A 26,810-nucleotide genomic window follows, 5' to 3' on the forward strand; every position below is an offset into this window, starting at 1 on the left:
GCAGCTACACGCCGGCGGGGGCGTCTGCCGGGGTGAGCCGGATGGCCTTTCCAGAACGCGTTTTCGGTAGAGAATGCACAACCTCAACCGAGCGAATGATGCCGCGAGGCTCAAGCGCTGTGCGCACGGCACGGCGCACGGCGGATTCATCGGCAGATGCACTAAGTATCAGCCGAAGGAGGCACTGGGCGTCCTCGGCACGGGAATCAGGAATTGCGCGCGCGTCGAGAACGCCATCGAATCTCATGGCTTGTGCCTCAAGGCGTACGACAGATACGCGGTTTCCGCGGAAGTTCATCATCTCGACCTCGCGGCCCGTCACCATGAGGTTCCCCGCATGGTCGAGGTGGCCCAAGTCACTTGTGGTGAAATGCTCGCCGCGCTCTCGGACGGGAGCGCCAAGGTAGCCGATCATCAGGCTGGGACCCGTTGCTCGGATGAGTCCCTCTTCTCCGACGGACAACACGGAGCCCTTACTGTCGACGATGTCGATATGCGTGCCCGGCAGAGGAAGGCCGACAGACCCGGACGGTGCGCCGTCTCCGTATCGCCGCACAGCAGCGCGTGCGGTGGTCTCCGTGAAGCCGTACATCAGGTAGAGCGCCCCGTCGAACCCCGGGAGCAGCTGGTCGATTTCCTCATCCACTAGCCCTCCGCCGGCAAGGAACAAATGGCGAAGATCAGGAGCGGTGCTCGTTCCCAGATCCATGCCCCGACGAGACATGAGTCTCAAAAAGTAAGGGACGCAGGCGAAGATGGAGACGTGGTGGCGACCCATTCCTTCAGCGAGGCTGCGCGATGGCGGCCCATCGGGGAGGAACACGATCGGGACGCTTCGAGCAAGGGCCATGAGCGACATCGATAACCCGAATGAGTGTGTCGTCGTGAGAACCTGCCCAAGACGATCTTCGGACTGCCACGGGAGGGCGGTACGAAGCATCGCTGTCAGATTTGCGAGAACATTGGCTCTCGACAGCCGAACGCCCTTCGGCTGCCCGGTGGTTCCGGACGTGAAGAGGACCATCGCTTCATCGGGATCTGAATCGCAAATGCCGGTGAGGGGGCTGCTCTCGAGGCCGGCGAAGCCAGCCGAGCCGAGCCGTGTGATCTCTGTCCCGTGGACGACGAGGCGGCATCGCGCCCGCAGAGCAAGCTCACGTGCGTCCTCTGTGAACTCGCCGACCCCCAACATGGCGAGAGAGCGGCCACTCATGAGGCTGGCGATTACGACGATAAGAGCATTGGCATCTCGTGAATCGACCAAGCCCACGCGCTCATCAGGCGTGACGTTCTCTATGAAGTGGTGCGCAAGCCGTCCTGCCACGCCGAACAGCTGATCTCGGGTTGTGACGCCGTCATCGCCGATGATCGCCGCCGCAGAACCGGCGTGGCCGCTTCCGACGAGCGTGCGCACCAGCAGATCATCGAGCAGCATCTCCTCCGGGGGAGTCGAGGTGATTTCTGATATGAGCGTGTTCATAATCTTGACTCCTCCTTGGACTCGGAGTGGCGAGAGGTGGTTGCTTTTGGCGTCGCAGACAGGAGCGACTTGGCGGCGTTGGTGAGGTATGCGTTGCGTGCACGGGGATCTGGAACATCATCATCGAGCGAGCTAGCATCTGGCCCGTTCCGTCGAACGCGCGCCTCGATTCGGCGGACGTCAATCCACTGCCACGCTGCCGAAGTCATCATGTTGGCTATGTTGTCGCGAGCGCTTGCGTAATTGATGCCCGAAAGGGAGGCATCCCCAGGCAGGCCGGGGAACGGCCGGGTCGCATCGAGGTGTGCGGCAAGTCGACCTGCAAATGATCTTTGAGCCCGCACACGCAGTTCCGAGGGAAGCGGAAGTTCAACATTGAATGTTCGCTCTGTTCGCGCTAGGACGAGGGCGATGGGAGTCGAAGCAGAAGCGCGACGCGCACGATCATGCAGAGCCTCCCAATCGACGTTCTTATCGAGGGCCGTATGCAGCACGTCGGCGATCCACACGAGCCGGTTGGCTCCAGATTGTGCTGCGTGGAAGCCAACGTGAAGAAGCAGATCAGTGGGATCGAATGCGGGAATGGATACGCCGGTCCCGAGGGTGACACGGCGCGATCGTGACAACATCTCCTGAACGTCGAATGGAAATGCTCGGCGCGTACCCGGCGTAATCGAAATGCTCCAGTGCAAGTCGAGCGGTAGCCCGGAGGGACCGCGGAGAGCCAGTTCTGCGCGTCCCGTCCTGAGCAGTTCTGGCCAATTGCGATCGAGTAGCGTGAAGCCCTCACCCTCAAGCGCTTCGAGTGCGATACCGAAGTCAGCGGGACGTACTATAACGTCCAAGTCGCCGTATTGACGCATGTCCGCATGCGGCCAGGCGCAGTCCGCTAAGACCGGTCCTTTAGAGACAACCCATTCCACCCCATTAGCCGCAAATGAATCACTGATGATCCTCAAGTCATGACTGGCTTGCATCTGACGCAAGAGCTGATGGTGGCGCGCGCGGTCCAAGACCCTTAGCCAGTCATGAGGCGCGCTGGGTGCCGATCGCACTCGGCGCCACACAGCCGGTCCGATCCGGTGAAGCTGCCCGGCCGCGCAAACCTCCTGGATCGTGCTCTGCTCGAGACCGTCAGGGAGATCGCCGTCCATACACATAACGCTCTCGATTAGAAGCTCAGCGAGTGGCCGCAACTTCGTTTTCATGAGTCCAGCTCCTGAAACAAAGCCTCCGTCACGGCCGGTGGAAACGGTGGCCCCCAGGGAATGCGTGCAGCAATGACCGGAATGTTTTGCGCGAGCGCTGACGCTTCGCGGAATATCGTTTTGACGACGGTCGGATCGTTCCACCCCATCAGCCGAGGGAAGTTTAGGAGCGCGAGCGTGGCATCCATCTGTCGCAAGCGTTCGAAACGCAGCGCTGATCCGTCGCGTGTGGGCATGGGAACCAGAATCGCCCGGAGCGGCGGCTGGAAAACAGAAGAGTAGCGGGGGGCAACGACGTTCCGCTCGTCGGCGCTGAGGCGGCGTCGGGCGCCTTTCAGGGAGGCTGCGAGCTCGGCGGCCCCCGAGCGAAGTCGCAGTTCGCCTGAGCCTCGACGCACGCGAGGCAGCTTGTCGGCATCATCGACGACAAGGACATCATCGGTAACGGCCGCTGCACCTTCGGTGCAGAAAAGAGTCGCCATGGTTGTCTTGCCTTGGCCAGAGTGCCCGATGAATGCAATCGCTTGCCCATCGACCTCGACAGCGCTCCCATGAAAAACCGGCGTGCCGCGCAAATACAGAAGTAAGGAAAGGAGCGCGCCGGTCGTCATGACGGCGTCCATTCCTTTTGGTGCACTCGTGTGAAGCCTGAGCTCTACATCGCAGAGGTTCGGCTGGATGAGGTAGTCACAAACGGCGTGGATCCGGAAGTGAATCGCTCCGTCCGAGCGCCTGACGACGGTGTACCAGGGTTCCTGAAGTACGAGATCGAGAAGCGTTTCGCCGTCAGGCTGGGGGTCCCAATCTTCAATCACGGGACCGGTATGCACGCAAACATCAGGGAGCGGCGAGCGGTCCCCGCCGGTTTGATGCATTTCAAAATCCGTTTCAATTCCGAGTCCGTACAGCACTGCGTGACTCATGAGATCCTCCAAGGTTCAGAAAGAACGAGATATCGATCCGACCCCTCTGGGTCGAGGCTTACGCCGTCCACTTCGACCCACGCGTGGGCTTCGATGGTTCCGCCCGATTTGGCCACACCAATTCGAAGTACAGGGCTGTGACGTCGCAGGAGGTAGCCTCCGACGATTGCGCGCCGCAAGCAGGTTCCGTTGAACGGGCCGTGGCGCAGCAATCGCCAAGCCGTGTCGAGCTTCTCAATATCGCGAGCGGATAACGATTCGGGCGTGTAGGTTGCTCTCGGCGCAGAGCTCCCGGTCAGGCCGAGACGCAGGTGTCCGAGCCTCGCAGCGCGGTCAACGCCTCCTCCACGCAGTGCCAGCTCGACGCGCATCGCAATGGCGCCGATGACGAGCATGTCCGTCCAGCGTCGCGGAGGAAAGGAAAGCACGGTGCGGATGCGCTGTTTAAGAGGCATGCGGCACCAGGGGAAGGCTGTTTGCAGCGAGCCAAGCAGCATGCAGGCTCAAGCCACTTAACGTAGAAGGTCGCGCCTTGAGCCATTCTTGTTGAAGAGCGCCTGCGTCAATTGAATCGTGATCAACACCTTTTCCAGACCAATGCTCGGCGAATTCTCGTTCCGGCTCCATCCATCGGGTCTCATTGAACGCTGCTTTCGTGGGCCGGCTCAGGACAACGTCGGGCAGAAGATCGTGGAAGAGGTAGCGCATCATTTCTGTCCTGCTCCCGAGCCCGAGCATTCCACCAGCGCCTTCGAGAGCGCTGATGAAATCGGCATTCTCAAAAGGATTGACAATCGCATGTCCATGAGCTTTCACGACCTCTTCGAAGTTTCGGCGGCCAACGAGGGCGGGGCGCGACGTGGCAATTACTCTGAGCGCGTTGTTCCAGCGAAGGGGCTCCCGACTTGCCCAAATCTCTTCTCGAACCCGACGACGGCCGTTCTCCGTCAGCCACGGTGAACGGGCGACCAGGTTGTCTATATGCTGCGCTTTGCGAAAGCTGTCGCCGACAAGCGACTTGGCCTCGCGCAAACTGGTGCGTATCCAGGTTCGTCTCATCGCCGTCGCCAAAGATGTGATTCGACGTTGATCGATAATGAGATCACCACCTTCCCCCGTGAGAACGGTTCCAGGGGCGAGTTTGCTATATACGGCGCGCTGTACCTGAAGAGAGGGAGGCCAAAGCAGCCCGAACTCGCGAAGGCTTGTGGTCGCCGCGTTCCCCAAAAGCGACTGTTCGCCATTGAACGTTAGGACAAGGCGTTCCTTCACACCCAGGTGTTTGAGGACGATCTCTTGCCACTCGGCTTCATCTGACAAAGGCGCGTTCACGTGTTGAATGGTCACCGGCAAAGGATCGGCGGCTCCGGTTAGTCGGGCCATGCGGATGGCGAGCGCGAGCACGGCAGACGAATCGCGGCCGCCGGAGAACAAGACGTACACCGGAGAGTCTGCAATAACGTTAGCGACGGTGCGCTCCAGGGCTTTGCGGGGAGACTCCGCGCGTGGGGCGGGAATGTGACCTCTCCCCGTTTTCAACTCGCTCGGAAACGCGGCGACTTGCTCAACCGGTGAAAGACGAAGGAAGTTATCCATGAGAGCTGAATGGCGGGGCAGTACCGTGACCCCCCGCCATCTCCGGCTAGTTAGCTGGAACCCTTGTGGCCATCTCCGGCGGGGATTGGCACTCCCCAGACGTAAATGCCATCGTCGAAATCGAAGTCCAGGTGCCTACCCAGCGTCACGTCGGAAAAGCGTCCGACCTCTCTAATTCGGGGCGATTCGTATGCCATCATCTCTTCTCCTCATTGTTTGATTCCTTGCCACGCCTGAAGCTCCAGCGGGTTGTCTGAACGTAGCAAAACTGAGTGTTGCTCATCAATGGTATATAGGCGATTGGTCCCGCTCTCGCCCCGAACTGGGGGTGAGCAGGAATGGGGCGCTCAGTTGCAGGTGAGGCCGTCGCGGTGCCTATGCTCACCATGTGGTGCATGCAACTGGGCAAGTCGGGCCGCGGAAGAGTCTCAATAGACTGTTCCGGCTGGTCCGATTCAGCATGTCGCTTGTCGTGACAGCCGCGCGACGACCATTCTGCTGGCTCCTCGCCCTTCAGCTGACAGGAGCTGCTCTTCTAGCTTTACAAGTCGTGTCAGTGCAATGGGTGCTCGGCGGAATCGTTCACGCCGGAACGTCAAGCACCGCGGGTGGACAGCTGGTACTAGCAGTCATCGGACTCGCGTTGCTGACGGCCTCTACCGCGGTCATTAGTTCAATTCAGGGTTCGATCGGCCGTTATGTCGGCGAGTCCGTCGCCCGTGCGATGTGGCAGCGCCTTCTTGACATCTCCACCCGGGTGGGTCTGCAGCGCTTCGAATCTCCCGACTTCTTCGATCGGTTGGAGAGAGTAAGAACAAGTGCTTTGACACGCCCATTTCTCGTGACAAACGGCGTCATCGGAGTCGTCGGCTCAGCGGCGGCCAGTATCGGGCTTGCCGTCACGCTCGCTTCCTTCAATCCGCTTCTCCTGCCGCTCCTCGTGTTGAGCGGAGTCCCCGTTCTTCTCACCAGTCGGCATGAGAGCCGACTGGAGTTCAATTTCAACGTTTCACAGACTCAACCGCTTCGGCAACGCGCGTATACGTCGATTTTGCTCACCGGCCGAGACGAGGCCAAAGAAGTCAGGGCCTTTGGTCTCTCTCGTGTCTTGCGCGACCGATTCGACACCTTGTACAGCCAGAATCTTTCAGATCTAAGAACTCATCTGAAGCGACGTGCTCGCTTCAATGTGGTGGGTCAGTTGACTTCAGCCGCCGTCTTGGGGGCCACCCTCCTGGCGCTCGTCTGGCTAATCGCGAGAGGTCAATTGAGTATCGCTGCTGCAGGTGCGGCACTTGTTGCCGTTCGGATGCTGGCATCGCAGATCCAGGGCCTGACGGGAAGTATTCAGACCATATTCGAGTCAGGACTCTTCATCGACGATCTTCAGGAATTCATCGATGTGGAATCAACCGAATCTGATTTGCCGGTTACCGCTGCCCCACTGAGTTTCCGAGAGGTCGAGGTGAATGGCGCGTCGTTTACTTATCCCGGCCGAACGTCGCCAGCGATTACAGGGGTGAACATCCGCATTCGAAAGGGAGAAGTAGTTGCCCTCGTCGGCGAAAACGGTTCGGGGAAGACGACGCTTGCCAAGATCGTCGCAGGTTTGTATCCACTGGATTCCGGTGTCATAACTTGGGACGGCATCGATGCAGAGAGGTTGCCGCCCGGTACCGTCCGAGAGAGCACTGCGGTAATCTTTCAAGATTTCGTGAGGTATGCCCTGAGCGGGAGACTGAATATCGCATTCGGCAGACCAGGTGCGGAAGATGAAGAAGCCCGGGTCCGATTCGCCGCTGAATCGGCTGGGGCTTCTGGCTTTCTTGAGTCTCTGCCTTATGGGTATAACACACCCCTCACGCGCTTGTTTGAAGGCGGTCGTGACTTATCCGGTGGGCAGTGGCAGCGTGTCGCAATAGCGCGCGCCTTCTATCGGGACGCGCCTCTCGTGGTGTTGGATGAGCCGTCATCGGCCCTCGATCCACGTGCGGAATATGACCTGTTCACCTCTCTCAGGCAGACGCTCGAAGGGCGTTCCGCGCTCGTCATCTCCCACCGATTCTCCACAGTTCGCAACGCTGACCGCATCTACGTCATGGCGGAGGGAACCATCATCGAGGCCGGCACTCATGATGAGCTGATGGAGCAAGGCGGATCGTACGCGGAGCTGTTCCGTCTCCAGGCCGCTGCCTATTTGCCGGACGATGCGGTCTGACTGTCGCTGAGCGTCGTGGTAACTCCGAAGCGGAGAACTCGGGAGGTCAAGGTGAGCGCGGCGAGCAAGAAAAGGACAGCAATACCCAACGCCAAGAGAGTTGACGATGACGTCGCAAGTGCTATTGATATAAATGAGATACCGACTGCGCCGGTGGCGCTGACCGCGACCGGAACAGAGGGAAAGCGCCGAGAACTGCTAAGTCTGGGCTGGTAGCCCGACGGCATCCACGGTGCGATGATGCCAGCGAGTGCAATGCCGCCGATCACGTCACTTGCCCGGTGTGCGAGCGCCGCTACCGACACGACTCCGACGAGTGTCGCTGCGAAGGACAGGACCATGACGGCTTTGGCGGCGGAATGCCACCGGATTAGGTTTACGACCGCTACGCCGGTCAGCACGGCGACCGTGACATGGCCGCTCGGATATGTGTTGTGTTGATACCCGAGCTGTCCCAGATTCGGGTGAATCAGGGTGTAATCCCTCAGGACAGTACTGAGAACGAAACCTAAACTAACTCCTCCAGCTGCGCGCAGACAATCGGCGATTCTTCCTTTGGCTAATCCGATTCCAATGGCGGCGAGTCCCGCTGCCCCCAATCCAAGAGGGAGGGCCGCGCGGAACGCACCGGCTGCCAAAAAGACTCCAGAGCCTAACCAGGAGAAGAGACCGAGGCTGGCGGAGTCGAGAGCTTGGCCATATGGCGTCATAACTGCCGCGACGTATGTAAGGCCAAAGAGCGCAGCGAACGCAGTACTCCAGAGAGTCGACCGTCTCCGCGAAGACTCTACATTCGCGGTCAGGCGAGACACAGCTCCTCATTGACGATTTGCCTGATCCTGCTAATGAATCGGGCTTCTGAAAATGAATCTGCATGACCTCTGATCACGCTCGGCCACCATGTTCGTGCGGTCATATCGTCAATAGCTGCAGCGATGTTTTCCGGTTCGGGTACATCGAAGAAGACTCCTGTTCGTCCTTCGACCACAGTATCGAGATAACCGCCGGCTCGGAGTGCGGCCGTCGGCTTTCCGCAACTCGCTGCTTCAAGAGGAGTGAGCCCAAAGTCCTCGTACGACGCAGCCACGTGCCCCGAGCAATTCTCGTAGAGCCACCGAAGCTCTCCGTCGCTCACTCGTCCGAGAAGGTGGATATTGGTGAGGTTTTCGGTTCGCTGTTCCAAGCGTCTGCGCTCGGGGCCATCACCGACGATGGCGAGGTGGAGGTTCGGTATTCGCAACACAGCGTCGATGACGCGGTCCACATTCTTATAAGGGAGAAGCCGAGCAACGCAGAGTACGAAGGGAGATTGAACCGAGGGGATCGACTCTGGAGTGGCGTGAACGGCATCCGGGGCGGGAGGCGGAGGCAGCACTTCTGCTTCTATTCCATACACTTCCGCCACGGCTCTCTTGATGGCTGTGGAATTGACGATGTAGCGGGTCGCGGTATGGGCGGCTTTCTGATCCCACTCTCTCAAGCTTGGCCCCATGACGCCGGCAACGGTTTGGATCGCCCGGGATCGCAAAGAAGGCCTATCGTCGTTTCCTGCATACCTGGCGCTCTGATAGAGCCAGCGCGCGGGTGCATGACAGTACACGACCTTCCGCCCGACTGTTGGAATTCCATGAGCCCAGCCGCTCGAACTGGCCACAAGCACGTCGGCTTCGACGTGCGATTGTGAGACAGCGTCCTTGAGGAACGGTAAGGCCAGTCGATGATGATGGCGGAGTACGCCCCATCGATTGATCGGCATCGGTCGTACATCAATGGACGCGAACTCTGGAAAAGTTGTAGTGGGTTCATAAAGCGTCGTGTGCAGGGGGAGCTGCGGAAACGCCCGCGTGAGAGTCAGGGCGACGCGTTCCGCTCCACCGCGTTGCGTGACGTAGTCATGGGCAAGAGCAATACCGGACATGGCTGACCTTTCGAGCGATCTCGACGCCGACACCCTCAACTAAACTGAGGCGTCCTCATATATGGATCGAGCATAGGTGAGCACTACTCACTTTAGTCGACCCCAGAATGGGGGAGTGGGGCGGAGTATTAGCAAGGATCGCAGTGGCGTAGACGAGCTACCCGTCGGCAGAAGGAGTTCGAGGCTTGTTGCCGGAACGTGAGCTGATGCTGGTTGGAATCGCAATCGGGGACGGCAGCAAGCGCCGTGCGTCGGACGGGATTCGCGTTGCGCAGCGGCGAGGCGCGCGCCTAAGAACTTCGAGCGCGATCGGAACTGTACGTGTTTTGCGGCTTCTGGAGGCGCATCGACGGGACTTCGGTCTATAAGCCGGACTCGGGTAACCCATCGAGCGCGATAATGAAGAAACCCCCGCGATGTAGAAGCTACGCGAGGGTTCCAGTGGCTCCGACCGGCATCGATCCGGTGACCTTTCGATTTTCAGTCGAACGCTCTACCAACTGAGCTACAGAGCCGTGCGACACAAAATGTCGCCCATAGGGAGAAGAACCCCTCCTTTCGGAAGGGTTCTTCCACACCTGGCGACCCTGACGGGACTTGAACCCGCGACCTCCGCCGTGACAGGGCGGCACGCTAACCAACTGCGCCACAGGGCCAAAGTGTTGCTATTGAATTGTAAGGCATTCCCGGTAGTGCTCGTGACCCCAACGGGATTCGAACCCGTGCTACCGCCGTGAAAGGGCGGCGTCCTAGGCCGCTAAACGATGGGGCCGCAAAACCGCTCGAGAGCTGCTTTGACTACCGACGTAAAAGCATATGGGCGCGCGCGCGATTTGCCAAATTCCGGATGCCGCCCGGGCGCGCCGATTCTGCGACGGGCGCGAAATGTCCCGCGATTCGCGTCGCACCGGGGTTAGCCTCGCCGCGAGGGGTGCGTCCCTGAGCAGGGGAGGGGCGCAATCGTCGACGATTCGTTACTGTTAACGCTGTTGCGTTTGTTACTTATGTGAAAAGGTCGGTGCACAACTGATGGCTAGGCGAGAGCGCGAGCCGCGCGCAGGGGTATTCGCGCGCTCACTCGGGTCCACGCAGCGAAGCACTCGACGCCAGGTCATCGCGGTCGGCGTCTTCGGATTCGTCTCCGCCGTCGCGGGCGTCACCGGCGTCGCGCCGGCATGGGCCGACAAGTATCCGAGCTGGGACGACGTCAAGCGGGCGCGCAACAACGAGTCGGCGAAGAAGAAGGAAGTCGACAAGATCAAGGGGCTCATCGCCTCGCTCGAGCAGAAGGTCGCCGACACGCAGGCCGCGGCGGAGGCCGCCGGCCAGAAGTTCTATGACGCCCAGATCGCGTACGACGAGTCCGTCCGCCGGGCCGAGGATCTGCAGCAGCAGGCGGATGACAAGTCGGCAGAGGCGGATGCCGCCATCACGAAGGCCGGCCAGCTCGCCGCGCAGCTTTACCGTTCCGGTGGAGACAACGCGAACCTCAGTCTGATCTTCGACGCCAACTCGAGCGGCCCCGACGACCTGCTCACCGCGCTGGGCAGTATGAGCAAGCTCGTCGAGCACAACCAGTCGGTGTACCAGTCGGCCCTCACAGCGAAGAACACCGCGCAATCGCTCAGCGACCAGGCCGTCGTCGCGCGCGACGAGCGCGACCGGCTGAAGAAGGAAGCCGAAGACGCCATGATCGCCGCGCAGGCCGCGGCCGAGGCGGCGCAGAACGCCCTCACCGAGCAGCAGAGCAAGCAAGAGGAGCTCAAGGCTCAGCTCGCTGCGCTCCAAGACACCACGTCGAAGACCGTCGAGCAGTACAAGAAGGGCGTCGAAGAGCGCCGCAAGGCCGCGGAAGCCGCACGCAAGGCGCGCGAAGCCGCCGCGCGCGCAGCTGCGGCCGCCGCAGCCAAGGCAGCAGCCGAGGCGGCCAAGAACAACAGTGGTGGCGGCGGCGGCGGCGGCGGAGGCGGCGGAGGCGGTGGCGGCGGAGGCGGAGCTCCCGCGTCCACCGGTTGGACGAAGCCCTGCTACGGCTGGATCAGCTCCTACTACGGCGCCCGCTCGAGCCCGGGCGGCGTCGGCTCCACGTTCCACGAGGGCATCGACGTCGCGGCCGGTTACAACACTCCCATCTACGCGGCCGCAGCCGGAACGGTGACGTACGCCGGCTGGTACGGCGGCTACGGCAACTACGTGCGCATCGACCACGGCAACGGCATCTCGACCGGCTACGGCCACATCCACAACGGCGGCATCTACGTGCGCTACGGCCAGCGGGTCAGCGCGGGGCAGAACATCGCGGGCGTCGGCAGCACCGGGCACTCGACGGGAAACCACGTGCACTTCGAAGTGCGCGCCCCCGGCCTCGTGAACCCGATCCCGTTCCTGCGGGCTCGCGGCGTCTACTACTAGACCTCACAGCCGCTCAAACGGCGAAGCCCTCGCGGTGCAGTGCAGTCGCGAGGGCTTCGGCGCAGCGGCATCCGGTCAGTGTCCGCCTTCGTCGGCGAGCTTCTTCAGGCCCGCCTGCACGATCTGCTCGGCCTCCTCGGCGTTGCCCCAGCCCTCGATCTTGACCCACTTGCCGGGCTCGAGGTCCTTGTAGCGGGTGAAGAAGTGCTCGATCTCGGCGCGCTGGTGCTCGGGCACGTCGTCGATGTCCTGGATGTGCTGCCAGCGCGGGTCCTTGTACTGCACGCACACGACCTTCGCATCGGAGCCGGCCTCGTCGCTCATGTTGAGCACGCCGACGGGGCGCACCTTGATGCCGACGCCGGGGAACACTGGGTACTCGAGAAGCACGAGCGCGTCGACGGGGTCGCCGTCAAGGCCGAGCGTGTTCTCGAAGTAGCCGTAGTCGACCGGGTAGACGAAGTTCGTGAACAGAACGCGGTCGAGGTACACACGGCCCGTCTCGTGGTCGACCTCGTACTTGTTGCGGCTGCCCTTGGGGATCTCTACGACGACGTCGTATTCGGCCATGTGCTTTCTCCTTATGATCGTCAGAAGCGAAAACCTGCAATAACGTTACTTGATGCCCGCACACGACACTCCCGCACCCGAGAGCCGCCGCCCGCGGCTCGACGTCGACACGGCGGCCGTGCGTCTCGCCGTCAGACGCTGCCTTGCCGACGTCGGGCTGCCGGAGGGGTCCGCGGTGCTCGTCGCCGTCAGCGGAGGAGCCGACTCGCTCGCCCTCGCGGCGGCGACCGCGTTCGAGGCGCGCGCGAGCGGCATCCGAACTCATGCCGTCGTCGTCGACCACGGGCTGCAGCCCGGCTCGGACGAGATCGCCGGAACCGCCGCCGAGCAGGTGCGCGGGTGGGGGATCGAGCCGCACGTCGTGCGGGTTCAGGTGACGGATGCCGGCGGGCCGGAGGCCGCCGCGAGAACAGCGCGCTACGCCGCCATCGACACGATCTGCCTCGAGGTGGGTGCGACGCTCGTGCTGCTCGGGCACACGCTCGACGACCAGGCCGAGACGGTGCTGCTCGGCCTCGCGCGCGGCTCGGGGACGGGGAGCCTGCAGGGCATGGCGCCGCTGCTCGGCCGCTACGCGCGGCCGCTGCTCGGCGTGCGCCGCACCCAGACGCGTGCATCGTGCGCGGCACTCGGCATCCCCGTGTGGGACGACCCGCACAACGCGAGCGCCGAGTTCACGCGGGTGCGGGTGCGCGAGCGGGTGCTGCCGGTTCTCGAGGCGGAGCTCGGCCCCGGCGTCGCCGAGGCGCTCGCCCGCACGGCCGAGCAGGCCCGCGAGGACACGCAGGCGTTCGACGAGATGATCGAGGAGTTCATCGAGGAGATCTGCGAGCCCGCCGAGGCCGGTATCGCCGTCCAGGCCGGGGCGCTCGCCGCGAACCCCGCGGCGCTGCGGCACCGCATCATCCGCTACGTCGCCCACGCCGAGTTCGGGCGCTCCCTCTCGCGCGGCCACACGCTCGCGATCGCGGCGCTCGTCACCGACTGGCGCGGGCAGGGACCCATCGACGTTCCCGGAATCACGGTGCGCCGCGAGGCCGGCCGGCTCGTGTTCACGGCGGCGGGCGAATCCTGAGCGGCCCCCGAGGCACGTACACTCGTTCTCATGCACGCGAGCGACATCCGCACTGACCTGACAACCGTCCTCGTCACCGAGGAGCAGATCCACGAGAAGCTTGCCGAGCTCGGGAAGCAGATCGACGCCGACTACGCGGGCAAGGAGCTCTTGCTCGTCGGCGTGCTGAAAGGCGCCGTCATGGTCATGGCCGACCTGTCGCGTCATCTCTCGCACAACGTCGAGATCGACTGGATGGCCGTGTCGAGCTACGGCACGAGCACGAAGTCGAGCGGCGTCGTGCAGATCCGCAAGGACCTCGACACCGACATGGCCGGCCGCCACGTGCTCATCGTCGAGGACATCATCGACTCCGGCCTCACGCTCTCGTGGCTTCTCGACAACTTCGCCTCCCGCGGTGCCGCGTCGATCGAGGTGTGCGCGCTGCTGCGCAAACCCGCCGCCGCGAAGGTCGAGATCGACTGCAAGTACGTCGGCTTCGACATCCCCAACGACTTCGTCGTGGGCTACGGCCTCGACTATGCGGAGCGCTACCGCAACCTGCGCGACGTCGCCGTGCTCGCGCCGCACGTGTACACCGGCGAGTGACCGCTCTCCCTGTACGCCCTCGGGGAACATCGAGGCCGCGCACAGCCGGGTGACGCTACCCTAGTCAGCACGGGAAACGCCCTCCCGTCGTCCCACCGGAAAGGTGTTGAGCCGCAGCTCTCCCATGAACCTGAAGCGCATCTTCAAAGGCCCCATCCCGTACATTCTGATCGCGATAATCGCCTTCTGGATCGGGTCGAGCCTGCTGAACATCGGCGGCTACAAGGAGATCTCCACCCAGGATGGTCTTGAGCTGCTCAAGGGCTCGACCGTGAGCCAGGCCGTCATCACGCAGGGCGAGAACCGCGTCGACCTCACCCTCTCCAAGGCCGACGGCGACAACGGCAAGCTCGTGCAGTTCTACTTCGTCGACGCGCGCGCGAACGACGTCGTGAAGGCCGTGGACTCGGCCGCCCCGAAGGACGGCTTCAACGACAAGGTGCCGCAGAGCAACTGGTGGCTCTCGATGGCGAGCATCCTCATCCCGCTGCTCCTCGTCGGCGTGTTCTTCTGGTGGATGCTCTCGAGCATGCAGGGCGGCGGCAGCAAGGTCATGCAGTTCGGGAAGTCGAAGGCGAAGCTCGTCTCGAAGGAGTCGCCGAAGGTGACCTTCGACGACGTCGCCGGCGCGGACGAGGCGATCGAGGAGCTCGAGGAGATCAAGGACTTCCTCAAGGACCCGGCCAAGTTCCAGGCGGTCGGCGCCCGCATCCCCAAGGGCGTGCTGCTGTACGGCCCTCCCGGAACCGGTAAGACCCTTCTCGCACGCGCCGTCGCCGGCGAGGCGGGCGTGCCGTTCTACTCCATCTCGGGCTCGGACTTCGTCGAGATGTTCGTCGGCGTCGGCGCGAGCCGCGTGCGCGACCTGTTCCAGCAGGCGAAGGAGAACTCGCCCGCCATCATCTTCGTCGACGAGATCGACGCCGTCGGCCGCCACCGCGGCGCCGGCATGGGCGGCGGGCACGACGAGCGCGAGCAGACGCTGAACCAGCTGCTCGTCGAGATGGACGGCTTCGACCCCAAGACGAACGTCATCCTCATCGCGGCGACGAACCGTCCCGACATCCTCGACCCCGCGCTGCTGCGGCCGGGCCGCTTCGACCGGCAGATCGGCGTCGACGCGCCCGACCTCAACGGCCGCCGGAAGATCCTCGAGGTGCACGGCCGCGGCAAGCCGCTCGCGGAAGGCGTCGACCTCGACGTCGTCGCGCGCAAGACGCCCGGCTTCACGGGCGCCGACCTCGCCAACGTGCTCAACGAGGCTGCGCTGCTCACGGCGCGCTCGAACGCGCAGCTCATCGACAACCGTGCGCTCGACGAGGCCATCGACCGCGTGGTCGCGGGTCCGCAGCGCCGCACGCGCGTGATGAACGACAAGGAGAAGCTCATCACGGCGTACCACGAGGGCGGTCACGCTCTCGCCGCGGCGGCGATGAACCACACGGACCCCGTGACGAAGATCACGATCCTGCCGCGTGGTCGCGCCCTCGGCTACACGATGGTGCTGCCGCTCGAGGACAAGTACTCCGTCACCCGCAACGAACTGCTCGACCAGCTCGCCTACGCGATGGGCGGCCGCGTCGCCGAGGAGATCGTGTTCCACGACCCCACGACGGGCGCCTCGAACGACATCGAGAAGGCGACGGGCATCGCCCGCAAGATGGTCACCGAGTACGGCATGACGACGGACGTCGGACCTGTCAAGCTCGGCCAGGCCTCCGGCGAGATGTTCCTCGGTCGCGACATGGGCCACCAGCGCGACTACTCGGAGCAGCTCGCCGAGCACGTCGACCGTCAGGTGCGCGACCTCATCGAGCAGGCGCACAACGAGGCGTGGCAGGTCATCAACGACAACCGTGACATCCTCGACCGGCTCGCGTCGGAGCTTCTCGAGAAGGAGACGCTCGACCACAACCAGCTCGAGGACATCTTCAAGCCGGTCAAGAAGCTGCCCGAGCGCCCCGTGTGGCTCTCGAGCGATGAGCGCCCGGTGAGCGATCGTCCTCCCGTGCAGATCCCGACGCCGAAGGCGCCCATCCAGCCCGGCGCGACGGACGGCGGCGTGACGTCGGAGGACGGCCAGGCGGCGTCCGAGCAGTCGCAGACCGGACACGGGAAGCCCCGGCCCGCTACGGCCTAGAGCCATGGCGAGAGTGGATCGCGAGCGCATCGAAGCGGCGACACGTGAGCTGATCGCCGCGATCGGCGAGTCCGTCGACCGACCGGGACTCGAACAGACGCCCCAGCGCGTCGCCGACGCGTACGCGGAGTTCTTCAGCGGCGTCGGCGAGGACCCGCTGCAGCACCTCGGCGAGGGCATGCCGCTCGACCCGTCCGAAGCGGGGGAGGCTGTGCTCGTGCGCGGCATCGCGTTCCGGTCGATGTGCGAACATCACCTGCTGCCGTTCCTCGGCACCGCCGACGTCGCCTACGTGCCCGACGAGAAAGTCGTCGGCCTCGGCCGCATTCCGCGCGTTGTCGGCGTGCTCGCCGCCCGGCCGCAAGTGCAGGAGCGGCTCGGCGAGCAGATCGCCGAGACGATCGAGACGGGTCTAGGCGCGAAGGGCGTGCTCGTCGTTCTCGACGCGCAGCACGCGTGCGTCACCGCTCGAGGAACGCGCCAGGCCGGCTCCACGACCGTGACCGTGGCCAGTCGCGGCATCCTGCGCAATCCGCTCGAGCGGGCGGAGCTGTTCGCCCTCCTCGGCAAGGGTCCCCAGTCGTGACGCTGATCATGGGCGTCGTGAACGTCACTCCCGATTCGTTCAGCGACGGCGGGCGCTACTTCGACCACGACGCGGCGATCGCGCACGCCCGGGCGCTCGTGAGCGAGGGCGCGGACCTCATCGACGTCGGCGGCGAGTCCACGCGTCCGGGCGCCGACCTCGTCGACCCCACCGAGGAGCAGCGTCGCGTGATCCCCGTGATCGAGCGGCTCGTCGCTGACGGCGTTCGCGTGAGCGTCGACACGATGCACGCCTCGACGGCCGCTGCGGCGGCGGCGGCCGGCGCCGCGATGATCAACGACGTCTCGGGCGGACTGCTCGATTCCGACATGCCCGCGGTGGCCGCCGAGACAGGGCTCGACTTCGTCGCCATGCACTGGCGCGGCTACCTCACCGATCCGCACGAGCGCGTGCACTACGACGACGTCGTCGCGGTCGTGCGCGACGAGCTCACGGAGCGCGTCGACGCGCTCACGGCCGCAGGCATCGACCGATCGCGGCTCATCCTCGACCCCGGTCTCGGCTTCTCGAAGAACCCTGAGCACAACTGGGCGATCCTCGGCCATCTCGAGACCTACGCGCCGCTCGCCGACCGAGTGCTCATCGGCGCGAGCCGCAAGCGCTTCCTCGCCACCGTCTCGCCCGTCGGCGCGCAACCGGCAGAGCGGGATCCCGCGACGGCGGCGATCAGCATGCTGTGCTCGCAAGCGGGCATCTGGGCGGTGCGCGTTCACGACGTCGTGGGCACGCGGACGGCCTTCAACGTCCTCGACGCGGTCGACGCCGGACGGGACTGAGTTCTTGGATGCCGTCTACAAACGTTTGCCCCGGATGAGGGCGGAGCGCACAATCGCGCGGCGGCCCGCGGGCTGGCACGCTGGGTAATCGTGAAGACAACCCTCAACGACATCACCCGCATCGCCGTGTTCGCGGCCCTCATCGCCGTGCTCGGCATCCCCGGCGCCATCAGCGTCGGCGGCGCCGTGCCGATCACGCTGCAGACGCTCGGCGTCATGCTCGCCGGCGCCATACTCGGCTGGTGGCGTGGAGCGGCATCCGTCATCGTGCTTCTCGTTCTCGCCGCGGCGGGGCTGCCGCTGCTCTCGGGCGGACGCGGCGGCATCGGCGTGTTCTTCGGCCCGACGGCGGGATACATGCTCGGCTGGATCGTCGGCGCCGCCGTCGTGGGCGCCATCGTGCACGCCGGCGCCCGCCGGCCCGTGTGGTGGCGGGTGGCGCTCGGCTCGGTCGTCGGCGGCATCCTCGTCGTCTACGCCGTCGGCATCCCCGTCATGGCCGCTGTGCTCGGCCTCTCGATTCCGGATGCGATCGCCGCGAACTACGTGTTCCTGCCCGGTGACGCGATCAAGGCGGCGCTCACCGTCGCGCTGACGCTCGCCGTGTGGAAGGCGTACCCGCGCGCCTTCGGCTTCGAGCGCCGCCTGCTGGCCGTGAAGAAGCAGCCCGCCACGGTCGCGCCGTGAACGCGGCGGCCGGCGAGAGCGTGATCGAACTCGATCACGTCTCGGTCCGGCACGCCGCAGCCGACCGGGAGGTCGTGGCTCTCGATGACGTGAGCCTCGTGACGGCAGCGCGCAAGATCGCGGTCATCGGCCTCAACGGCTCCGGCAAGTCGACGTTCGCGCGGCTGCTCAACGGTCTCCGCACCCCGACGAGCGGACGCGTCACCGTCGGCGGCCTCGACGCCGCAAAGGATGTGCGGGCACTGCGAAGGCGCGTCGGCTTCGTGTTCACGAACCCGGACGCGCAGATCGTCATGCCGACCGTCGCGGAAGACGTGGCGTTCTCGCTGCGCGGCCGCGGGCTCTCGCGCGCCGAGATCGCCGAGCGCGTCGGCCTCGTGCTCGCCGAGAACGGGCTCGCCGATCGCGCGGACGTGCCGGCGCACGACCTCTCGGGCGGGCAGAAGCAGCTGCTCGCCATCGCGTCGGTGCTCGCCGCCGGACCGAGCCTCGTCGTCGCCGACGAGCCCACGACCCTGCTCGACGCACGCAACGCCCGCCGCATCGGCGACCTGCTGCTCGGCCTGCCGCAGCAGAGCGTCATCGTCACCCACGACCTCCGGCTCGCCGCCGCGTGCGACGAGGCGCTGCTGTTCGACCGCGGGCGGCTCGTCACGGCGGGGGAGCCGGCGCCGGTCGTCGACCGCTACCTCGCCGAGGTCGTGGCGGCGCCGTGACGACGCTCGGGCAGTACCGGGCGGGCAGCAGCATCCTGCACCGCCTGCCGGCTGGGGCGAAGCTGCTCGGCCTCGTGCTGCTCGCCGTCGTAATCACGGTTCCCGCACCCGCCGCCTGGAACCTCGGCGGCGCAGCGGTGCTCGTGATCGCCCTGTACCTCGTTGCCGGACTCGGGCTCGGCGAGCTGTGGCGCCAGGTGCTCGCGATCCGGCTGCTCATCGTCTTCGTCGTCGCCGTGCCGCTGCTGTTCATGCCGATCCCGACGGTGCTCGGCAACGCCGCGCGCATGGTGCTCGTGCTGCTGCTCGCGGCGCTCGTGACGCTCACGACCCGCACGAGCGCGATGCTCGACACGGTGCAGCGCGCGCTCGTCCCGTTCCGCCGTCTCGGCGTGAACCCGGACCGCATCGGCCTCGTGCTCGCGCTCACGATCCGCGCCGTTCCCGTGATCACGGGCCTCGCCGAGCAGTTGCGTGACGCGCAGCGCGCCCGCGGCGGCCGGCTGAGCGTGCGCGCCTACGTCGTGCCGCTTCTCGTGCAGTCGCTGCGGCACGCCGACGACACCGCCGACGCGCTCGCCGCTCGCGGCGTGGAGTGAGACTCCGCGGCGGATGCCCAAGCGTGGCAGAGTTGTAGGCGTGAACACCGACGACCTCGACACGATCCGCCTCACCGGCATCCGCGTGCACGCGCACCACGGGGTGTTCGCGCACGAGCGCGAGGCCGGTCAGCCGTTCGTCGCGGACGTGACGGTGTGGACCGATCTGCGGCGCGCCGCGGCATCCGACGACCTGACCGACACCGTGCACTACGGCGAGCTGGCCGAGCAGGTCGCCGCGGCGCTCGCCTCCGACGCCGCCGACCTCATCGAGACCGTCGCCGAACGCGTCGCCGCCGCCGCTCTCGGCTTCGCCGCCGTCGCCCGAGCGCGCGTCACCGTGCACAAGCCGGAAGCGCCCATCACCGTGCCGTTCGACGACGTCGCCGTCACGATCACCCGTGAGCGGGGCGAGGCCTGATGCTGCACGACCCGGTGATCCCGCTGCGCGAGATGCGCGCCGTGCTCGCGCTCGGCTCGAACCTCGGCGACCGGCAGGCGACCCTCGAGGGCGCCGTCGAGGACCTGCGGCGCACGCCCGGCATCATGGTCGACCGGGTGTCGTCGTTCACGGAGTCCGTCGCGCTCACCCTGCACGGCGAGGACGCGAGCGAGCCGACGTACCTCAACGGCGTCGTCATCGTGCGCACGGTGCTGCGGCCGCGGCAGCTGCTCGCCGCCGTCAGCAACATCGAGAACGCGCACGGTCGCGTGCGCGCCGAACGCTGGGGCAGCCGCACCCTCGACATCGACATCATCACCTACGGCGACCTGCGGCAGGACGATGACGCGCTCACGATCCCGCACCCGCGCGCCGCCGAGCGCGCCTTCGTTCTCGACCCGTGGCTCGAGATCGAACCGGATGCCGCCATTCCGGGGCTCGGCCGGATCGCCGACCTGCGCGCGCGGCTCGAGGGCGACGCATGAGCCGCACGCGGCCGACGTCGCTGCTCGTGCTCGGCGCCATCGGCATCCTCGTCGGCTACCTCCTCGAGCTCGCCATGGTCGCGAACGGCAGGCCCATGATCGTGCCAGAACTCACGCTGCCCATCACGCTCGTCATCGTCGGCGGCGTCGTGCTCGGCTTCGCGATCCCGATCCGGCGCTCGGTGACGGGGAAGTCGCAGAAGCGCATCGACCCGTTCGCCGCGACGCGCGTGGTCTCGCTCGCGAAGGCGTCGAGCTTCGCGGGCGCCGTGTTCCTCGGCGCGGGCATCGGCATGCTCGGCTTCATGCTGAGCCGCACGGTGCTGCCCGGGGTAGCATCGGTGTGGCTCGCGGGCGCCATGGCCGCCGGCGCCGTGCTGCTGATGGCCGCGGGACTCGTGGCCGAACACCTCTGCCGACTTCCGAAGGACGATGACGACGATGACCCAGACGCCTCCGACGCCTGAGCCTGGCGAACCCGCCCTCAACCCGCACGACTCGAACCTGATCGAGCCGCGCGCGGCCGGCCGGCTGCAGCTCGAGGTCATGCAGTGGCGGCGCGTGTCGCCCAAGTACCTCGCCGTGCAGGTCGCGGGAAGCCTCGTCGTGCTCCTGGTCATCCTCGCCGGGCTGCTCATCGGCGCGCTCGCCGGGGAGCCGTGGCTGTGGATCCCGTTCGGCGTCGTCGTTTTCGTCGGCATCATCGTGCTCGTCATCACGCCGCGCCAGGTGCGCGCGATCGGCTACCAGCTGCGCGACGACGACCTCGTGTTCCGCCGCGGCATCATGTGGCAGCGCATCGTCGCCGTGCCCTACGGCCGCATGCAGCTCGTCGACATCACGCAGGGTCCGCTCGCACGCGCCCTCGGCCTGTCGGAGCTCAAGCTCGTGACCGCCGCCGCGGCGACGGGCGTGTCGATCCCCGGCCTGCCGCAGGAGGAGGCCGAGGCGCTGCGCGACCACCTCGTCGAGGTGGCGGAGTCCCGCCGGGCGGGACTGTGAGCGACAATCAGCTGCCGGCGCAGCATCCGGACGCCCCCGCACCGCAGCCGGGAACCGTCGCCGAGGCGGCCCGCCAGCTCGGCGACGACACCCTCGCCGACGGGCAGTGGCACCGTCTGCACCCGGCGACGCCGCTGCTGCGCGGCGGCCTGTTCCTCGTCGCGGTGCTCGGCTATCTCATCGCGAACATGCGCGAGCGGCTCATCTCGCTGTTCACGGGCGGCGACGAGTTCCGCGACTACGAGGGCGACCCGATCGACTGGATCCTCGCCGAGCACCTCGTCGGCTGGGCGCTCGCCGTCGTCGCGCTCGTGCTCGTCGTGCTCATCGCCGGGTTCTACCTGTCGTGGCGCATGCACTCGTTCCGCGTCACGCAAGAGGCCGTCGAGGTGCGAAGCGGCATCCTCTTCCGCCGGCACCGGCGCGCGGCGCTCGATCGCATCCAGGGCATCAACGTCAACCGGCCGCTCATCCCGCGGCTGTTCGGCGCGGCGAAGCTGCAGGTCTCCGTCGCGGGGCAGGGCGCGAGCGTCGAGCTCGCCTACCTCGGCTCCGCGAAGACCGACGGGCTGCGGCGCGACATCCTTCGGCTGTCCTCCGGCGCGAAGGGGCAGCCGCAGCCGACGGCCGGTCCCGCGGGCGCTCCGCCGTCGCCGGGCGCGGCGGGAGCGGCATCCGACTATGTCACCGCCCGCGTGAACGAGCTGATCGTTCCCGACTGGGAGCAGGATGCCGCCACGCCTGCGTCGGTCGTGCGCATCCCGCCGCTTCGGCTTCTCGGCTCGGTCGTGCTGAGCGGCACGACGATCGTGCTGCTCGCGTTCATCATCGCGATCATCGTCTCGTCGATCGTCGGCACGCCGTGGGTGCTGTTCGGCATCCTGCCCGCCATGATCGGCTTCGCGACCTACTACTGGTCGCGGTTCACGAAGTTCCTGCGCTACTCGATCGCCGCGACGCCGCACGGCGTGCGCATCGGCTACGGGCTGCTGTCCACCTCGAACGAGACGCTGCCGCCCGGGCGCATCCACGCGATCGAAGTGCGGCAGCCGCTCATCTGGCGTCCGCTCGGCTGGTGGGAGATCCGAATCAACACGGCCGTGCAGGGCAGCTCCGCGAACGCGCAGCAGAAGCAGCAGTCGGGCACCGTCATGCCCGTCGGCGACCTCGACGACGTCGCGCGCGTGCTCGCGCTGCTGCTGCCCGGGCTGCCGCCCGAGTCAGGCGACGACCTCGTGCGCCGCGGGCTTCTCGGCACGGGAAGCGACGACGACTACACGACGGCGCCGCGCCGCTCGTGGATCTTCAACCCGCTCACGTGGCGCCGCGTGGGCTTCGCGCTGCTCGGCGACGTTCTCGTCACCCGCGACGGATTCGCCCACCGACGCCTTGCGATCGTGCCCCTCGCGCGCATCCAGTCGGTGAAGATCACGCAAGGGCCGTGGCAGCGCCGGCGCACCCTCGCGACAGGGCACGCGCACACCGTTCTCGGTCCCGTGTCGGCGCGCGTGAGCCAGCTCGGCCGCGACGACGCGCTGCGCTTCTTCGACCGCGTGACGACGGCGGCGATCAGCGCCGCGGCGGCCGACACGAGCGAGCACTGGGCGGCGGACCCCGAATGACGAGCCAGCGGGCCGGACGACTCGGCGTCGGCGTCATCGGGGCGGGCCACGTCGGCCCGGTCCTCGCGTCGGCGCTCGCCGGCGCCGGCCACGCGCTCGTCGGCATCTCCGCCGTGTCGGAGGCCAGCAGGGAGCGCGCCGACGCGCTGCTTCCCGGGGTGCCGGTCCTCGAGGTGCCCGCGATCGTGGAGCGCAGCGAACTCGTGCTCATCGCCGTTCCCGACGACGAGCTCGAGGGCCTCGTCGCCGGACTCGCCGCGACCGGGACGTGGCAGCCTGGGCAGCTCGTCGTGCACACCTCCGCCCGGCACGGGATCGGCGTTCTCCGGCCGGCGGCAGCGGCTGGCGGCATCCCGCTCGCCATTCACCCGGCCATGTCGTTCACGGGAACCTCGATCGACCTCGCCCGGCTCGCCGAGACGTTCTTCGCCGTGACGGCGCCGGCTCCCGTGCTGCCCATCGGCCAGGCCCTCGTGGTCGAGATGGGCGGCGAACCCGTCGTCGTCGCCGAGGAGGACCGAGCGACCTACGCCGAGGCGATCGAGACGGCGAGCGCGTTCTCCCGCGCGATCGTCGAGCAGGCCTCGGGGCTGCTCGCGCAGATCGGCGTGGAGCAACCGGGCGCCTACTTGTCGTCGCTCGTGCGCAGCGCCGTCGATGACGCCCTCTCGGCCGAGCGCTGACGGCATCCGTCACGGCCGCGCCGGGTAAACTGGGCAGCGCCGCTTGGCGGCCACACTTTCACTTCCGCCCGCCAGACCAGAAGGTTGCTGCATGACCGACATTCGCACCGACGAGCCCACCGCCGAGGAGATCTCCCAGCAGAAGCAGGTGCGACTCGAAAAGCGCGAGCGGCTCATCGCGAAAGCGGAGAGCGCGGGCGGCGGCGCCTACCCGGTGAGCGTTCCCGTCACGCACACGATCCCCGAGGTGCGCGCGCAGTGGGGCGAGCTCGAGCCCGACACGACGACGGGCGAGATCGTCGGCGTGGCCGGCCGCGTCGTGCACTTGCGCAACACCGGGAAGCTGTGCTTCGCGAGCCTGCAGTCCGGTGACGGCACGCGCGTCCAGGCGATGGTTAGCCTCGCCTCCGTCGGCGAGGAGAGCCTCGCCGAGTGGAAGGACCTCGTCGACCTCGGCGACCACGTCTTCGTCTCGGGCGAGGTGATCTCGAGCCGCCGCGGCGAGCTGTCGATCATGGTCGCCGCGTGGCAGATCGCGTCGAAGGCCGTTCTCCCGCTGCCGAACCTGCACAACGAGCTGAGCGAAGAGACCCGCGTCCGTAGCCGTTACCTCGACCTGATCGTGCGCGAGCAGGCCCGCCAGAACGTCGTCATGCGTGCGCAGACCGTCGCGAGCCTGCGGAAGACGTTCACGGATCGCGGCTTCATCGAGATCGAGACGCCGATGCTGCAGGTCATGCACGGCGGCGCCGCGGCCCGGCCGTTCGAGACGCACTCGAATGCCTTCGACACCGAGCTGTACCTCCGCATCGCCCCTGAGCTGTACCTCAAGCGCGCCGTCGTGGGCGGTATCGACCACGTCTACGAGATCAACCGCAACTTCCGCAACGAGGGCGCCGACTCGACGCACAGCCCGGAGTTCGCGATGCTCGAGGCGTACCAGGCGTACGGCGACTACAACTCCATCGCCGACCTCACGCAGGCGCTCATCCAGAACGCCGCGACGGACATCGCCGGCTCCCACGTCGTGACGTGGGCCGACGGCACGGAATACGACCTGGGCGGTCAGTGGGACCGCCTCTCGATGTTCGAGAGCCTGTCGGATGCCGCCGGCCGACGCATCTCGCCGGAGACGCCGATCGGCGAGCTCAAGGCCCTCGCGGACGAGGCCGGCATCGACGTGCCGCACCCCATCCACGGCAAGTACGTCGAGGAGCTGTGGGAGCACTTCGTCAAGGCGGACCTCGAGCGGCCGACGTTCGTCATGGACTTCCCCGTCGACACGAGCCCGCTCGTGCGGGCTCACCGCTCGATCCCTGGCGTCGTCGAGAAGTGGGACCTCTACGTGCGCGGGTTCGAACTCGCCACGGGCTACTCGGAGCTCGTCGACCCCGTCGTGCAGCGCGAGCGCTTCGTCGAGCAGGCGAAGCTCGCCGCCGGCGGCGACCTCGAGGCGATGCACCTCGACGAGGAGTTCCTGCGCGCCCTCGAGTTCGGAATGCCCCCGACGGGCGGCATGGGCATGGGCATCGACCGCCTGCTCATGGCGCTCACCGGCCTCGGCATCCGAGAGACCATCCTGTTCCCCCTCGTGAAATGACGCCATGAACGACTACCTGCCCAAAGACGAGCTGGACCCCAAGCACAAGGACGCCCCGAGCACCAACCGGAAGGCGCTGTGGATCATCGGCGCGGGACTCGGCATCTACCTCATCGTCTCCGGCGTATGGGGCATCATCACGGGCGGCTGATGCGCCGCCGTTCAGAGGTATCATGAGAGCAAATGATTGAGAACTTCTGGTTGAACGCGGCGTGGTCGGTGCTGCCGACCATCCTTCTGTTCGCGCTGTTCTACGTGGTTCTTCGCGCCATCTTCCACATCGACCGCAACGAGCGTCGCGTCTACAGCGAGATCGAGGCGGAGGAGCGCGCACGCCGCGGCCTGCCGGCAAAGCCCAAGCCATCGACTCACAGCTGACTCCCGGCGAGCCGGGTCCTAAGACCCTATTCGGGGGTCATGCCGCTACATAGCCTTGTGGTATGAACACCGTCGAATTCGCCACAGAGGTCGCGGCGCCACCGCGTGAAGCCATCGCAGCCGGCGCGGGAGCGCGCACGATGAGCGTCCCGCTCCGCGTGTTCGGCAGAGACGACGCGCTGCAGATCATTCCGCTCGACGTGCGCGAGACGGCCGACGACCTCTACGTCATCAGCCGCGACTCGCGCCGCATCGGCTACATCCAGCGCGTCGGCCACGTCTTCGTCGCTCTCGTCGGCGAACGCCTCGACCATGCGGAGGAGTGCGGCCAGTCCCTGCTCTGGGACAAGGCGGCGACGAGCCTCGTTGAAGAGGCGGATGCTCGCTCCCGGCGAGCGATGCCCGCACCGGAGCCGCCGGCACGCGCACCGTTCCCCGAGGTTCAGTACCTCGTCGGCGGTCGACTCGTCAGGTGAAGCGCGGCGGCCTGCGTGCGCCGCTGCAGCCCGAGCTTCCCGAGCAGGCTCGACACATAGTTCTTCACCGTCTTCTCCGCGAGCGAGAGGCGCTCGCCGATCTCGCGATTCGTCAAGCCGTCGGCGATGAGCGCGAGGACTTCGCTCTCGCGCGTCGAGAGCGCGGACAGGCGCGGGTCGCCCTCGTGGTCCGCCCGGATCCGCTCCACGATCGTGTGACTGAGCCCGGCATCGATGAGGACAGCTCCCGCCGACACGGCGCGGATCGTCTCAACGAGCCGGTTGCCGCGCACCTCCTTGAGCACGTACGCGGACGCGCCGGCCATGACGGCCGAGGTGATCGCCTCGTCATCGTCGTAGGCGGTGAGGATGATGCAGCGCACGCCGGGATCCCGGGAGCGTACGTCACGGCAGATCGCGATGCCGTCCCCGTCGGGCAGCCGCATGTCGAGAACGGCGACGTCGGGGCGCGTCGCGAGAATGCGCGAGCGCGCTTGCGCGGCGGTCGCGGCCTCTCCCACGATCTCGATATCGGGTTCCGCCTGGCACAGCCCGATCACGCCGCGCCGCACGATGTCCTGGTCGTCCACAATGAAGACGCGCATGGCC

The 26,810-nt window shown here is 66.1% G+C and carries 30 protein-coding genes and 3 tRNA genes; 20 read left to right on the plus strand and 13 right to left on the minus strand.

Features of this window, described 5'->3' with window-relative positions:
* Positions 1–4: 4 nt before the first annotated feature.
* The 6 genes from BLV49_RS09525 to BLV49_RS17420 are packed head-to-tail and all read right to left on the minus strand — an operon-like array spanning position 5 to position 5,407.
* The gene (locus BLV49_RS09525) at positions 5–1,480 is read right to left on the minus strand and encodes a class I adenylate-forming enzyme family protein (protein WP_091183183.1); all 1,476 of its coding nucleotides are present in this window, start codon (positions 1,478–1,480) and stop codon (positions 5–7) included.
* On the minus strand, positions 1,477–2,688 hold the full coding sequence (locus tag BLV49_RS09530) for a nucleotidyltransferase family protein (protein ID WP_091183187.1): 1,212 nt from the start codon (positions 2,686–2,688) through the stop codon (positions 1,477–1,479). Before BLV49_RS09530 ends, BLV49_RS09525 begins: the two co-directional genes overlap by 4 nt.
* Complete coding sequence (locus tag BLV49_RS09535; RefSeq protein WP_091183191.1) at positions 2,685–3,611, minus strand: hypothetical protein; 927 nt, start codon at positions 3,609–3,611, stop codon at positions 2,685–2,687. Before BLV49_RS09535 ends, BLV49_RS09530 begins: the two co-directional genes overlap by 4 nt.
* Positions 3,608–4,066: a lasso peptide biosynthesis B2 protein gene (locus BLV49_RS09540; RefSeq protein ID WP_176980803.1), complete on the minus strand. Its 459-nt coding sequence runs from the start codon at positions 4,064–4,066 to the stop codon at positions 3,608–3,610. Before BLV49_RS09540 ends, BLV49_RS09535 begins: the two co-directional genes overlap by 4 nt.
* The gene (locus BLV49_RS09545) at positions 4,056–5,207 is read right to left on the minus strand and encodes an asparagine synthase-related protein (RefSeq protein WP_091183199.1); all 1,152 of its coding nucleotides are present in this window, start codon (positions 5,205–5,207) and stop codon (positions 4,056–4,058) included. The genes BLV49_RS09540 and BLV49_RS09545 overlap by 11 nt, the downstream gene beginning before the upstream one ends.
* 50 nt (positions 5,208–5,257) lie before the next feature.
* The gene (locus BLV49_RS17420) at positions 5,258–5,407 is read right to left on the minus strand and encodes a lasso RiPP family leader peptide-containing protein (protein ID WP_143034024.1); all 150 of its coding nucleotides are present in this window, start codon (positions 5,405–5,407) and stop codon (positions 5,258–5,260) included.
* 350 nt (positions 5,408–5,757) lie between these two features.
* Here BLV49_RS17420 and BLV49_RS09550 point away from each other — a divergent pair, with 350 nt between their 5' ends.
* Complete coding sequence (locus BLV49_RS09550) at positions 5,758–7,425, plus strand: ABC transporter ATP-binding protein (RefSeq protein WP_245723599.1); 1,668 nt, start codon at positions 5,758–5,760, stop codon at positions 7,423–7,425.
* Here BLV49_RS09550 and BLV49_RS17425 read toward each other — a convergent pair.
* From BLV49_RS17425 to BLV49_RS09570, 5 genes are all read right to left on the minus strand, one after another.
* Positions 7,401–8,135 carry a phosphatase PAP2 family protein gene (locus tag BLV49_RS17425; protein ID WP_350339266.1) on the minus strand — a complete coding sequence of 245 codons (735 nt, stop codon included), beginning with the start codon at positions 8,133–8,135 and terminating at the stop codon, positions 7,401–7,403. The genes BLV49_RS09550 and BLV49_RS17425 overlap by 25 nt on opposite strands.
* 89 nt (positions 8,136–8,224) lie before the next feature.
* Positions 8,225–9,343 carry a glycosyltransferase gene (locus tag BLV49_RS09555; RefSeq protein ID WP_091183206.1) on the minus strand — a complete coding sequence of 373 codons (1,119 nt, stop codon included), beginning with the start codon at positions 9,341–9,343 and terminating at the stop codon, positions 8,225–8,227.
* A gap of 442 nt (positions 9,344–9,785) precedes the next feature.
* Positions 9,786–9,858: transfer RNA gene (locus BLV49_RS09560), tRNA-Phe, on the minus strand.
* A 64-nt stretch (positions 9,859–9,922) separates the two neighbouring features.
* Positions 9,923–9,999, minus strand: a tRNA-Asp gene (locus BLV49_RS09565).
* Positions 10,000–10,042: 43 nt separating this feature from the next.
* Positions 10,043–10,115, minus strand: a tRNA-Glu gene (locus BLV49_RS09570).
* A gap of 257 nt (positions 10,116–10,372) precedes the next feature.
* On the opposite strand from BLV49_RS09570, the gene BLV49_RS09575 reads away from it, so the two are divergent.
* A complete protein-coding gene (locus tag BLV49_RS09575) occupies positions 10,373–11,755 on the plus strand; it encodes a M23 family metallopeptidase (protein ID WP_091183209.1) in 1,383 nt (460 codons plus the stop codon).
* A 75-nt stretch (positions 11,756–11,830) separates the two neighbouring features.
* On the opposite strand, the gene BLV49_RS09580 is transcribed toward BLV49_RS09575, so the two are convergent.
* A complete protein-coding gene (locus tag BLV49_RS09580) occupies positions 11,831–12,325 on the minus strand; it encodes an inorganic diphosphatase (protein WP_091183212.1) in 495 nt (164 codons plus the stop codon).
* 52 nt (positions 12,326–12,377) lie between these two features.
* Here BLV49_RS09580 and tilS point away from each other — a divergent pair, with 52 nt between their 5' ends.
* The 18 genes from tilS to BLV49_RS09665 all read left to right on the plus strand — a co-directional run bounded on the left by tilS (position 12,378) and on the right by BLV49_RS09665 (position 26,201).
* A complete protein-coding gene (tilS, locus tag BLV49_RS09585) occupies positions 12,378–13,400 on the plus strand; it encodes a tRNA lysidine(34) synthetase TilS (protein WP_091183215.1) in 1,023 nt (340 codons plus the stop codon).
* A 30-nt stretch (positions 13,401–13,430) separates the two neighbouring features.
* Complete coding sequence (gene hpt, locus BLV49_RS09590; RefSeq protein ID WP_091183218.1) at positions 13,431–13,988, plus strand: hypoxanthine phosphoribosyltransferase; 558 nt, start codon at positions 13,431–13,433, stop codon at positions 13,986–13,988.
* A gap of 124 nt (positions 13,989–14,112) precedes the next feature.
* Positions 14,113–16,128: an ATP-dependent zinc metalloprotease FtsH gene (gene ftsH, locus BLV49_RS09595; protein WP_091183221.1), complete on the plus strand. Its 2,016-nt coding sequence runs from the start codon at positions 14,113–14,115 to the stop codon at positions 16,126–16,128.
* Positions 16,129–16,132: 4 nt separating this feature from the next.
* On the plus strand, positions 16,133–16,714 hold the full coding sequence (gene folE, locus BLV49_RS09600; RefSeq protein WP_091183223.1) for a GTP cyclohydrolase I: 582 nt from the start codon (positions 16,133–16,135) through the stop codon (positions 16,712–16,714).
* The gene (folP, locus tag BLV49_RS09605) at positions 16,711–17,511 is read left to right on the plus strand and encodes a dihydropteroate synthase (RefSeq protein ID WP_091183226.1); all 801 of its coding nucleotides are present in this window, start codon (positions 16,711–16,713) and stop codon (positions 17,509–17,511) included. Before folE ends, folP begins: the two co-directional genes overlap by 4 nt.
* A 90-nt stretch (positions 17,512–17,601) precedes the next feature.
* Entirely contained in the window at positions 17,602–18,198 is a 597-nt protein-coding gene (locus tag BLV49_RS09610) for a biotin transporter BioY (protein WP_091183229.1), read from the plus strand.
* Complete coding sequence (locus BLV49_RS09615; RefSeq protein WP_245723600.1) at positions 18,195–18,914, plus strand: energy-coupling factor ABC transporter ATP-binding protein; 720 nt, start codon at positions 18,195–18,197, stop codon at positions 18,912–18,914. Before BLV49_RS09610 ends, BLV49_RS09615 begins: the two co-directional genes overlap by 4 nt.
* On the plus strand, positions 18,911–19,513 hold the full coding sequence (locus BLV49_RS09620) for a CbiQ family ECF transporter T component (protein WP_176980804.1): 603 nt from the start codon (positions 18,911–18,913) through the stop codon (positions 19,511–19,513). The genes BLV49_RS09615 and BLV49_RS09620 overlap by 4 nt, the downstream gene beginning before the upstream one ends.
* Before the next feature lie 40 nt (positions 19,514–19,553).
* On the plus strand, positions 19,554–19,934 hold the full coding sequence (gene folB / locus BLV49_RS09625) for a dihydroneopterin aldolase (RefSeq protein ID WP_245723601.1): 381 nt from the start codon (positions 19,554–19,556) through the stop codon (positions 19,932–19,934).
* On the plus strand, positions 19,934–20,440 hold the full coding sequence (gene folK / locus BLV49_RS09630; protein ID WP_091183236.1) for a 2-amino-4-hydroxy-6-hydroxymethyldihydropteridine diphosphokinase: 507 nt from the start codon (positions 19,934–19,936) through the stop codon (positions 20,438–20,440). The genes folB and folK overlap by 1 nt, the downstream gene beginning before the upstream one ends.
* Positions 20,437–20,907, plus strand: coding sequence for a DUF3180 domain-containing protein (locus BLV49_RS09635; protein ID WP_091183241.1), 471 nt, complete (start codon positions 20,437–20,439; stop codon positions 20,905–20,907). Before folK ends, BLV49_RS09635 begins: the two co-directional genes overlap by 4 nt.
* Positions 20,882–21,442: a PH domain-containing protein gene (locus BLV49_RS09640; RefSeq protein ID WP_091187133.1), complete on the plus strand. Its 561-nt coding sequence runs from the start codon at positions 20,882–20,884 to the stop codon at positions 21,440–21,442. The genes BLV49_RS09635 and BLV49_RS09640 overlap by 26 nt, the downstream gene beginning before the upstream one ends.
* Positions 21,439–23,064 (plus strand): PH domain-containing protein, encoded by a 1,626-nt coding sequence (locus BLV49_RS09645; RefSeq protein ID WP_091183246.1) that lies wholly within the window; start codon positions 21,439–21,441, stop codon positions 23,062–23,064. Before BLV49_RS09640 ends, BLV49_RS09645 begins: the two co-directional genes overlap by 4 nt.
* Positions 23,061–23,747, plus strand: coding sequence for a Rossmann-like and DUF2520 domain-containing protein (locus BLV49_RS09650; protein ID WP_091183250.1), 687 nt, complete (start codon positions 23,061–23,063; stop codon positions 23,745–23,747). The genes BLV49_RS09645 and BLV49_RS09650 overlap by 4 nt, the downstream gene beginning before the upstream one ends.
* A 91-nt stretch (positions 23,748–23,838) precedes the next feature.
* Entirely contained in the window at positions 23,839–25,347 is a 1,509-nt protein-coding gene (gene lysS, locus BLV49_RS09655; protein WP_091183253.1) for a lysine--tRNA ligase, read from the plus strand.
* Positions 25,348–25,351: 4 nt separating this feature from the next.
* Positions 25,352–25,498: a hypothetical protein gene (locus BLV49_RS16890; RefSeq protein ID WP_176980805.1), complete on the plus strand. Its 147-nt coding sequence runs from the start codon at positions 25,352–25,354 to the stop codon at positions 25,496–25,498.
* 32 nt (positions 25,499–25,530) lie between these two features.
* A complete protein-coding gene (locus BLV49_RS09660) occupies positions 25,531–25,725 on the plus strand; it encodes a hypothetical protein (protein WP_342706623.1) in 195 nt (64 codons plus the stop codon).
* A gap of 62 nt (positions 25,726–25,787) precedes the next feature.
* A complete protein-coding gene (locus BLV49_RS09665) occupies positions 25,788–26,201 on the plus strand; it encodes a hypothetical protein (protein ID WP_091183257.1) in 414 nt (137 codons plus the stop codon).
* Here BLV49_RS09665 and BLV49_RS09670 read toward each other — a convergent pair.
* Positions 26,168–26,806 (minus strand): response regulator, encoded by a 639-nt coding sequence (locus BLV49_RS09670; protein WP_091183260.1) that lies wholly within the window; start codon positions 26,804–26,806, stop codon positions 26,168–26,170. The two genes, BLV49_RS09665 and BLV49_RS09670, sit on opposite strands and share 34 nt — an antisense overlap.
* Between the last annotated feature and the right edge of the window lie 4 nt (positions 26,807–26,810).

This window comes from Paramicrobacterium humi (genome assembly GCF_900105715.1).
Taxonomy (GTDB): domain Bacteria; phylum Actinomycetota; class Actinomycetes; order Actinomycetales; family Microbacteriaceae; genus Paramicrobacterium; species Paramicrobacterium humi.

Bases quoted from the DNA above. Each gene is read 5' to 3' on its own strand.
- BLV49_RS09640 (WP_091187133.1), top strand. From the start codon at position 20,882: ATGACCCAGACGCCTCCGACGCCTGAGCCTGGCGAACCCGCCCTCAAC.
- BLV49_RS09650 (WP_091183250.1), top strand. From the start codon at position 23,061: ATGACGAGCCAGCGGGCCGGACGACTCGGCGTCGGCGTCATCGGGGCG.
- BLV49_RS09535 (WP_091183191.1), bottom strand. From the start codon at position 3,611: ATGAGTCACGCAGTGCTGTACGGACTCGGAATTGAAACGGATTTTGAA.
- folE (WP_091183223.1), top strand. From the start codon at position 16,133: ATGGCGAGAGTGGATCGCGAGCGCATCGAAGCGGCGACACGTGAGCTG.
- BLV49_RS09635 (WP_091183241.1), top strand. From the start codon at position 20,437: ATGAGCCGCACGCGGCCGACGTCGCTGCTCGTGCTCGGCGCCATCGGC.
- BLV49_RS09580 (WP_091183212.1), bottom strand. From the start codon at position 12,325: ATGGCCGAATACGACGTCGTCGTAGAGATCCCCAAGGGCAGCCGCAAC.
- BLV49_RS09665 (WP_091183257.1), top strand. From the start codon at position 25,788: ATGAACACCGTCGAATTCGCCACAGAGGTCGCGGCGCCACCGCGTGAA.
- BLV49_RS09660 (WP_342706623.1), top strand. From the start codon at position 25,531: ATGATTGAGAACTTCTGGTTGAACGCGGCGTGGTCGGTGCTGCCGACC.
- BLV49_RS09670 (WP_091183260.1), bottom strand. From the start codon at position 26,806: ATGCGCGTCTTCATTGTGGACGACCAGGACATCGTGCGGCGCGGCGTG.
- tilS (WP_091183215.1), top strand. From the start codon at position 12,378: ATGCCCGCACACGACACTCCCGCACCCGAGAGCCGCCGCCCGCGGCTC.
- BLV49_RS17425 (WP_350339266.1), bottom strand. From the start codon at position 8,135: ATGACGCCATATGGCCAAGCTCTCGACTCCGCCAGCCTCGGTCTCTTC.
- BLV49_RS16890 (WP_176980805.1), top strand. From the start codon at position 25,352: ATGAACGACTACCTGCCCAAAGACGAGCTGGACCCCAAGCACAAGGAC.
- folK (WP_091183236.1), top strand. From the start codon at position 19,934: ATGCTGCACGACCCGGTGATCCCGCTGCGCGAGATGCGCGCCGTGCTC.
- BLV49_RS17420 (WP_143034024.1), bottom strand. From the start codon at position 5,407: ATGATGGCATACGAATCGCCCCGAATTAGAGAGGTCGGACGCTTTTCC.
- BLV49_RS09540 (WP_176980803.1), bottom strand. From the start codon at position 4,066: ATGCCTCTTAAACAGCGCATCCGCACCGTGCTTTCCTTTCCTCCGCGA.
- lysS (WP_091183253.1), top strand. From the start codon at position 23,839: ATGACCGACATTCGCACCGACGAGCCCACCGCCGAGGAGATCTCCCAG.
- BLV49_RS09545 (WP_091183199.1), bottom strand. From the start codon at position 5,207: ATGGATAACTTCCTTCGTCTTTCACCGGTTGAGCAAGTCGCCGCGTTT.
- hpt (WP_091183218.1), top strand. From the start codon at position 13,431: ATGCACGCGAGCGACATCCGCACTGACCTGACAACCGTCCTCGTCACC.
- ftsH (WP_091183221.1), top strand. From the start codon at position 14,113: ATGAACCTGAAGCGCATCTTCAAAGGCCCCATCCCGTACATTCTGATC.
- BLV49_RS09575 (WP_091183209.1), top strand. From the start codon at position 10,373: ATGGCTAGGCGAGAGCGCGAGCCGCGCGCAGGGGTATTCGCGCGCTCA.
- BLV49_RS09530 (WP_091183187.1), bottom strand. From the start codon at position 2,688: ATGAAAACGAAGTTGCGGCCACTCGCTGAGCTTCTAATCGAGAGCGTT.
- BLV49_RS09555 (WP_091183206.1), bottom strand. From the start codon at position 9,343: ATGTCCGGTATTGCTCTTGCCCATGACTACGTCACGCAACGCGGTGGA.
- BLV49_RS09525 (WP_091183183.1), bottom strand. From the start codon at position 1,480: ATGAACACGCTCATATCAGAAATCACCTCGACTCCCCCGGAGGAGATG.